This window comes from Streptomyces sp. NPDC002926, from assembly GCF_053591755.1.
In genome coordinates, this window is sequence record NZ_JBSFUK010000036.1 from 40992 (window position 1) to 48624 (window position 7633).

The 7633-nt window shown below is 67.9% G+C and carries 8 protein-coding genes and 1 pseudogene; 6 read left to right on the forward strand and 3 right to left on the reverse strand.

What is annotated here, in order from left to right:
- Nucleotides 1-119: 119 nt before the first annotated feature.
- The gene (locus ACWDZ6_RS30180; protein ID WP_326654632.1) at nt 120-290 is read right to left on the reverse strand and encodes a hydrophobic protein; all 171 of its coding nucleotides are present in this window, start codon (nt 288-290) and stop codon (nt 120-122) included.
- Between the two features lie 57 nt (nt 291-347).
- Here ACWDZ6_RS30180 and ACWDZ6_RS30185 point away from each other — a divergent pair, with 57 nt between their 5' ends.
- Nucleotides 348-758 (forward strand): hypothetical protein, encoded by a 411-nt coding sequence (locus tag ACWDZ6_RS30185; protein WP_451505357.1) that lies wholly within the window; start codon nt 348-350, stop codon nt 756-758.
- A gap of 53 nt (nt 759-811) precedes the next feature.
- Nucleotides 812-1132, forward strand: coding sequence for a toxin Doc (locus ACWDZ6_RS30190; RefSeq protein ID WP_389185507.1), 321 nt, complete (start codon nt 812-814; stop codon nt 1130-1132).
- 85 nt (nt 1133-1217) lie between these two features.
- Here the strand turns inward: ACWDZ6_RS30190 and ACWDZ6_RS30195 are convergent, their stop codons facing one another.
- Together ACWDZ6_RS30195 and ACWDZ6_RS30200 are read right to left on the reverse strand one after the other, a co-directional pair.
- The gene (locus ACWDZ6_RS30195; protein WP_451505358.1) at nt 1218-1604 is read right to left on the reverse strand and encodes a hypothetical protein; all 387 of its coding nucleotides are present in this window, start codon (nt 1602-1604) and stop codon (nt 1218-1220) included.
- An 857-nt stretch (nt 1605-2461) separates the two neighbouring features.
- Nucleotides 2462-4384, reverse strand: a complete 1923-nt coding sequence (locus tag ACWDZ6_RS30200) for an acyl-CoA dehydrogenase family protein (protein WP_451505359.1) — start codon at nt 4382-4384, stop codon at nt 2462-2464.
- A 413-nt stretch (nt 4385-4797) separates the two neighbouring features.
- Here ACWDZ6_RS30200 and ACWDZ6_RS30205 point away from each other — a divergent pair, with 413 nt between their 5' ends.
- The 4 genes and pseudogenes from ACWDZ6_RS30205 to ACWDZ6_RS30220 form a co-directional block, all read left to right on the forward strand.
- A complete protein-coding gene (locus tag ACWDZ6_RS30205; RefSeq protein ID WP_451505360.1) occupies nt 4798-5475 on the forward strand; it encodes a ScbR family autoregulator-binding transcription factor in 678 nt (225 codons plus the stop codon).
- A 175-nt stretch (nt 5476-5650) separates the two neighbouring features.
- On the forward strand, nt 5651-6913 hold the full coding sequence (locus tag ACWDZ6_RS30210; RefSeq protein ID WP_389185498.1) for a cytochrome P450 family protein: 1263 nt from the start codon (nt 5651-5653) through the stop codon (nt 6911-6913).
- 177 nt (nt 6914-7090) lie between these two features.
- Entirely contained in the window at nt 7091-7303 is a 213-nt protein-coding gene (locus tag ACWDZ6_RS30215; RefSeq protein ID WP_326654640.1) for an acyl-CoA carboxylase subunit epsilon, read from the forward strand.
- Nucleotides 7304-7469: 166 nt separating this feature from the next.
- Nucleotides 7470-7633 (forward strand): annotated as a pseudogene (locus ACWDZ6_RS30220) (methylmalonyl-CoA carboxyltransferase); the annotation flags it as partial.

Here is a 7633-nt window from a genome sequence, read left to right on the forward strand (position 1 = left end):
GCTGGTTGTGCCTCTCCCCCGCCCCCCCCCCACATATTCGGCCGACCAACCCGGCCGGCCGGGGGGCGCCCCCCAAAATGATGTTGGGGCCCCCCCCCGGCGAATCTGGACCGGTGCCGCTACCAGCGGTACCAGCGGCCGCGACTTCCTCCTGTTCCGGCGGAGCGCATGACGAAACCGAGCAGCCACACGGCGAGCACGATCACCGCCACGATCCACAGAGCCTTCAATGCGAATCCGGCACCGAAGAGAATCAGGGCGAGCAGAAGAACGAGTAGCAGGGGAACCATAGTTATCAACCTCCAGGACCTCGTGTGCCCTGGGGAAGACCCTCCATGCATTCGTTCTTGAGTGTTTCTCTTTTCGCTCCGCGGGAATTCGGGGTGGCCCGCGCGCAGGTCTCGCCGCAGTTGATCGAAGTCCAGTTTGCCCAGCTGGAGCTGGAGCTGGAGTCGGTGAGGGGCCGGCGTACGGCCGGCCGGATCAGCGGTGTACCCGTGCTGTACGCCCTGCTGTACGGTCGATGCATGTCGAAGTCAGTGACGATCCGAGTCGACGACCAACTGCACGCACTGCTCAAAGAGCGCGCTGAAGCCGAGAGCACCACAGTGACCGCGCTCATCACGCAGGCCGCGCGCGACGCGGTCCGCGACCCGCGCCTCGAAGGCGCCGCGGACGTATTCCGCTCCTTCATCGCCGAACACAGCGATGCCTTCGACGCGGCCTTCCCTGATGACGCACCGGGACGGGCCGCCTGATCGTGGAGCTCCACATCGACATCCGCTGGCTCCTGGAGCGTCAGGCGGAAGTCATGCCGAAGCACCCCACGGTCCACGACTTCTCCAGCCTGGTGGCCGCCGTCGGCCGCCACCGCGTCAACACGCCCAGGGTCGGTGTAACCGTCGACAACGCCTGGCGCGCGGCCGCCCTCATGCACTCCATCATTCGGCTTCGCCCCCTCCCGGCACGCAACGCCTTGTTCGGCGCCGCGATCGTCATCTCGTACATGGATGCTGCCGGCGAGGGTCTCGATGCCCCATACGGCACGCTGATCGACCTCGCCCGTGACATAGCGTCGGGCCGGGTCGATGCGTACGACGCGGCCGATCGCATTCGCTCCTGGCGGATCTGACCCTGCCGTTACCGGCACCACCATGCAGCCCCATGTCCGGTGAGGGCCTCGCCTCCGCCGGGGGTCTCCGGCAGAGGGACGGACGTCAGCCGGGGCGGCGCTTGGAGGGAGGGTCCTGCGGGTCCACACCGGTGGAGGCCGAGGCGTCCTTCGTGCCGCTGGGGCGCTGGGATCTGCCCCTGCGGCCCGTGTCGTGCATGCCCTCCTCGGATTCCTTGCCGTACTCCTCGCCCCGCTTGCTGTCGCTCTTGACCGTGTCGCCGGGGACGCCGGACTTCTCCTCCTTGGACACCTTGCGGCCGGGGCCGCGGTCGGGGGCGTGCTCGTCGGGGTGGAAGGAGCGGCGGGCGCTCGGATTCTCCTGCTGTTCGGTCGCGTCGACGTCCGGCGCCCAGCCGTGCTGCTCGGTCCCCTGGTGGCGGCTCGGTCCTTCGCCGTGGGACGGGTGGGAGGGCTTCGGGTTCTTGGGCATGTCCTGACCTACCTACCTCTGTGGGACGGGCTCTCCGTGCGGCTCCCGCACGTAGTTGAATCATCCCACTTATGGATAAATTAATCATTTCGGGCCTATTGGAAAGCGGCTGTGCCGCACGTCCTGGCGACTCCTGCAGAGTCATGTCGGCCGCGGCGAATCTCCTGCTGGCGTCGGCCACCTGCTCGAGGCTCCGGGAAACGCAAAATGCCTGATCATATGGGATGCGCGAGTGCACGCCACCCACTGGTGGATCGTCGAGGCGACACCTTTCCGGTAGCCGTCGATCTGCGGCATTACCTGATCGCCTTTCTGCTCGACGTGGGCGGCACATCGGCTACAGCATTCGGCCAGCGCCGGAAGGCGTGGTTCGCGCGGCATCGAGCGCAACGGTGGTGTCCTGACGGACATGCGCATCGGCGGCCAGGGTGCCGAGCGCCGCTACTGGATCACTCTTCAGGCAGTGATGCGACCGCGCAGGGAGGGAACCCGGCTGTGGGCGCGGAGTGTGCCGCCCACAGCCGGGTTCGCGGATGCCGCGCGGCCGTGTCGTACGTGGAGAGCGGGACGAGGCAGGTGAGCGGAGGCGAGCGGGTCGCAGTGCGCCGGGCTGGAGGTGCCGCTTGCGGAGTATGTCCGGCAGCTGCGCGCGGCGGCTGCCGACGTACTCGCGGGGGGACTCCACGCTGGTCATGAATGCCGTCAAAGTGCTGTGGGGGTGTGCGCGGCACGGGGCGCCTACGATGCGTTCCTCGTGGACCGCGCGATACGGCTCCAACGGATCCGGGGAGCGGCTTCCTGGGATGGCCTGGGGGGTGCCGGTGAGCGGATGTGGCCGTCACCGGGGCCGGCTGCGCTCAGGCCGCGAGGGGGTCTTCTACGACGGCCAAGTCGTCGACCACGCGGTCGACATAGGCGCCGTTGGCGATGGGGATGCCGGTCAGGAACTCGGCCGGCAGGTCGAATGCCTCCACGAGCGTCATCATGTGGGGCGCCAGTTCGGCGATGATCGCGTCGGTGGTCTCGTGCAGTCCGCGGATGTGATGGACCGCCAGATGGTCCTCGGCGAGCAGGTCACCGGTGTGCTCGGTGAGCTGCCGCAGGAGGAACAGCCGGCACAGATTCTCGAGCAGGGAGCGCGCCGCGGGGTCCTGCGCCCGGTCGGCCGCCTCGATGAAGGCGTCGGCGGCCTGGAGGCGGGCGTGTGCCGAGACCATTTCCAGGGCTGCGGCCGAAGCGGCGTTCCATCGGCCGAGCGGATCGCCCACCGGTCCGACCCGCAGGGCGGCACGGGCCCTGGTCTGCCAGATGCCCTCGATGTCGGCGAGGAGGCTGCGCAGGAAGGGAAGGTCGGTCAGGGACCGTTCGTCGAGGGGTACGTCGAACGAGCTGCGCCGGTCCGTCCGGTGTCCGAAGACCATCTCGGCGGCGGCCTTCACCCAGACGGCGAGGTTGTCGCCCTCTGCGGTGATCGCCCCCTCGAGGTTGAGCGGGAACTCGGCGATGCCGTTGGCATGGAACAGGCCCTGAGCGCCGCACCGTTCGCGGCACTCGATGGTGATCGAGCGGGCCTCCCAGGTGATCCAGCCCTTCGCGATGGCCACCAGGCGCTCGGCCTCCGCCTGGTCCTCGGGGGTGTGCCCGGTCCAGCGATCGACCACCGCGCGGTGGAGGAACGTCATGGCGTAGCCGGTGGAGAGGGAGTGGAGAAGCCTGCCGTGATGGCTGCGGTGGGCGGTCAGCAGTACGCGTTCGCCGGTGCGTGGTCCGCTGATGCGCCGGTGGTGCGCGTAGCGGACCGCGATGCTCAGCGCGGCCCGGGTCACTCCGATGCCCGCGGCGCTCATGCAGAGTTTGCCGGAGGTGACGCGGCCGATGGAGTGCAGGAAACGCTTGCGCGGGTTGCCCACACTGCTGCTGAACTCCCCGTCCGCGTCCAGGCGCCCGTGCTCGTCCTCCAGGAGAGCCTCCCTGGGCAGCCGTACATGGTCGAAGGAGGTGAGGCAGTGGTCGACCGGGCTGCCGGTGCGTTCCGGCAGGGTGCGTATTCGTATGCCGGGCAGGTATCCGTTCTGGTCGCTGAGCGGGGTCAGGAAGAGGAAGACTCCCCGGTCCTCGCCGCCGATCAGCAGGCGGGCAGCCACCACGGCGCTCTTGGGGCCGCCGATCACGCTGGTGTTCGGCATGAACTTCTGCGCTTCGGGGTTGGGCGTGTGGAGGACGAACTCCCCGGTGAGGCTGTCGAGTTCGGCCGTCGTCTGGAGCGCGGCGGCGTCATTGCCGTGTCCCAGCTCAGTACAGAGGAACGTTCCCGTACGCCGAAGTGACGTGAAGTCCGAAAGGTCGCGGCGCTTGCCGGAGTTGTGGTCGACCAGGCTGCCGATGAAGAGGTTGTAGTGGATGCCGGCCAGGGTGCCCAGCGCTCCGTCGACGACTCCCGTCCACTCGTGCAGGCTGGCGAGCCTGCGAGGGTCGCACGCCAGCTCCTCGGCGCAGTCGACGACGCCGTTGAGCAGCCGGAGTCGGTCGTAGGAGAGGCTTGTGCGCTCGGCCGGGAGCAGGCCGGGGCGGTAGGAGAACTCCTCGGTCGATATGAGCTTGCGCCAGGTCTCGTGGACCCGGGCCCGGTCGTCCCGGTCGAAGAGCAGGTCCGTCAGCTCTCCGGTGGTGACGGACGTCTGGCTGAGCCGGGAGAGGTCTTCCGGCTGGATTGCGCCGGATCTCTTCTTCTTCGCCCCGATGTTTGTGGGGGCTTCCGTCTGGAACGTCAGCAGGGTCATGGACTTCTCCGCAGGGACGTCGAGTGAGGTTGGGAAGCGCGCAGAGCCATAAGATACGTACTAACCGGTTTTGTTTTCAAGGCACTTCGGAGAGTTTCCAGAGAGTCGCAGAGCGGAGGAGCTCCACGTCAGGCGGACTATTGGCCTCCGGATACAGGCCTTCAGGGCGGCGTAGGGCCCTGTCGGAGGCCCCCGGCGAGCCGTACGATGAGCGTCCGTTTAAAACCGGGCGGAAGGTTTTCTTCTCAAGATTATTCCGGTATCGTCGACGATCGGCGGACGACGCCTCACGTGAGTCGCGTCGGCCCTGGGCGTTCCGAGCCGGTCGCGGAGCGCGAAGGTCCATTAAGATACGGACCTGCCGGTTTCTTTGCTGTCCCCTCAGCCGGCGGGACGCGATGCGGAGGTGTGCTGTGACACGGCAGGAGCGAGCCATCCGGACACGGATGGCGATCCTTGTGGCCGCGGCCGACGTGTTCGACGAGGTCGGCTACGAAGCGGCGACGATCTCCGAGATCCTGCAGAGATCCGGCATGACCAAGGGCGCCCTCTACTTCCACTTCGCGTCCAAGGAGGAACTCGCACAAGGCGTGCTCGCGGCGCAGGTGGACGCGGTGCCGCCGATCCCGAAGCAGATCTACAAGCTGCAGGAGGCCGTGGACCGGGCCTTGATGCTCTCGTATCTGCTCAAGCGGGACCCGATGCTGCGCGGCAGCGTCCGGCTGACCGTGGACCTCGGGTCACCCAAGGACGGCCTGGACCGGCGCGTGCCGCTGCAGGAGTGGACGGACCTCAGCAAGCATCTCTTCGACGAGGCGAAGGCCGCGGGCGAACTGCTTGCCCACGTCGACACCGACAGCACCGCCAAACTGTTCGTCGGCGGATTCACCGGGATCCAGCTGATGTCACAGATCATGACCGGGCGCGAGGACATGGAAGAACGGATGTCCGACCTCTACCGGAACCTGATGACACCCATCACGGTGCCCGCGGTGCTCCTCCAGCTGGACTTCTCGGTCAACCGGGGGGCGAAGGTGTACGAGGCGGCCATGAAGCAACGCGAGGAGGAGGAAGGGGCCGTACCGGCCTGAGCCGTGGGCCCTGGGCGACAGGTGTCAGGTACTGCCGGACCGGCCTTTTGATCGCTCCGGTGATCGACCTGCGGCGAACCGTCCGTGGGGGGAGGGGACTCCGGTCCTCTACATGCATATGTGCATGTGTGTTTGGAACGCGTCGTCGTAATCACCACCAGAACGGGGTGCACTGATGGAACAGACCGCGACTGCCTGCCCGTACGCGCTGGACGGCTCGGGGCGGGACCTCGCCGGCGAGACCGCACGACTGCGGGCCGAGGCTCCGGCGGCGAAGGTGGAACTGCCGGGCGGGGTGACGGCCTGGGCCGTCACCCGGCACAGCGCGATCAAGCGTCTGCTGATGGACCCTCGGGTTTCCAAGAACGCCCGGCTGCACTGGCCCGCGTTCATCGAGGGACGGATAACCGAGAGCTGGCCGTTTTATCACTGGGTCTCGGCGGAGAACATGCTGACGGCCTACGGCGAACGACATGCGCGGCTGCGCAGGCTGATGGCGGGGGCGTTCACCGCACGGCGCACCGAGGCCCAGCGGCCCCGCATCGAGGCAATCACCGGTGAGCTGCTGCACGACCTCGCTGCCACGCCGGCCGGGCAGGTCGTCGATCTGCGCGAGACATTCGCCGGCCCGCTTCCGATCCGGGCGATCTGCGAGCTGTTCGGGGTTCCCGACGAGACCAAGGGCCCGCTGGGCCGCGCCATCGCGGTGACTCTGAGCACCTCGACCTCGGCCGAAGAGGTCCACGCGGCACAGACGGCGGTCTGCCGGACGCTGGACCAACTGGTGGCCGCCAAGCGGGCCGTGCCCGGCGACGACCTGACCTCCGCGCTGATCGGGGCCCGCGACGAGGACGGCGAAGGGCTCACCGACAAGGAGCTGCTGGACACCCTCAACATCGTTATCGGCGCAGGGCTGGAGACCTCGGCCAACCTGCTCATGAACGCCGTCGGCAGGCTGCTCAGCCACCCGGACCAGCTCGCGGAGGTGCGGGCCGGCCGAGTCGGCTGGGGCACGGTGATCGACGAGACGCTGCGTGTCGAGGCCCCCGTCGCCTACGTACCGATGCGCTTCGCGGTGGAGGACATCGAGTTGGACGGCATCGTGATCGGGAAGGGGGATCCGATCATGATCTCCTTCGCCGCCTCCGGTCAGGATCCGGAGCTGCACGGCGATACGGCCCAGGAGTTCGACGTCCTCCGCGCCGGGCGGCGGGACAATCTGGCCTTCGGGCACGGTGTGCACTACTGCATGGGCGCCGCGCTTGCGCGTCTCGAGGCGGCCGTGGCGCTGCCCGCCCTCTTCACGCACTTCCCGGGGATGGCCCTCGCCACTCCGGCCGAAGACCTGGAGCGGCTGGGCTCCTTCATCATCAATGGCTACCGTACGCTGCCCGTCCTGCTCCGGACGGCGGTGGACCGGGGAGTGGCGAAGGTCTGACCCCTCCTGCCGCCCCGAGGGGCGGGGAGTGACTCCGCAGTCCGGCGTCCGGGCTGCGGAGTTCTGCGTTCCGGGCCCCTGGGTGGTCAGGACCGGTCCGTGACGGGTTTTCAAGCCAGATCTGAGCGGCTCTTGAGCCGCGCCGCCGACGGTAGCCGTAAGGCGAGGAAGGCTGGCATGGACGATCTCATGAGCGTGAAGACGGTGCTGCGCGTGGAACGCGGGCAAGCGACCGACGAGGAACTGGCCGCGGTCGCCGTCACGTTGCTCTCGCTGCTCTCCGAAGCGGAAACGCGCCAGAAGCAGGATGTGGCGAGGCGCCTCGGGAAGGGGCAGAGCTGGCTCCGGGACCGTATGCCGGAGTACCGGGCGCCGCACAGCTGGCACTAGTCACGGTTTGCTGCGGTAGCGACTTCAGGCCGATGTAGCGGTACCTGGAAGTCCACATCTACAAACCGCATCTCCGGTTTGTTACTCTTTGCAGTCGCGGCCTGTGGCGGACTCTCCGCTTCCGTGCGGCGCGCTGACGACAAGGAAGGGAACTGTCGTAGTGGTGATGACCTCTTCTTCGGACGGCATGGGTCCGACCGATGCCCGTGGGCGGGTGGCCGGGTTGCAGTCGCTCCGCGAGCAGGCCCGGCGCGGGCCGAGTGAGCGTGCGACCCAGGCGCAGCATGCCAAGGGCAAGCTGACCGCTCGTGAGCGGATCGCGTTGTTGCT

Bases quoted from the DNA above. Each gene is read 5' to 3' on its own strand.
- ACWDZ6_RS30180 (WP_326654632.1), bottom strand. From the start codon at position 290: ATGGTTCCCCTGCTACTCGTTCTTCTGCTCGCCCTGATTCTCTTCGGT.
- ACWDZ6_RS30190 (WP_389185507.1), top strand. From the start codon at position 812: ATGCCGAAGCACCCCACGGTCCACGACTTCTCCAGCCTGGTGGCCGCC.
- ACWDZ6_RS30195 (WP_451505358.1), bottom strand. From the start codon at position 1,604: ATGCCCAAGAACCCGAAGCCCTCCCACCCGTCCCACGGCGAAGGACCG.
- ACWDZ6_RS30200 (WP_451505359.1), bottom strand. From the start codon at position 4,384: ATGACCCTGCTGACGTTCCAGACGGAAGCCCCCACAAACATCGGGGCG.
- ACWDZ6_RS30210 (WP_389185498.1), top strand. From the start codon at position 5,651: ATGGAACAGACCGCGACTGCCTGCCCGTACGCGCTGGACGGCTCGGGG.
- ACWDZ6_RS30215 (WP_326654640.1), top strand. From the start codon at position 7,091: ATGGACGATCTCATGAGCGTGAAGACGGTGCTGCGCGTGGAACGCGGG.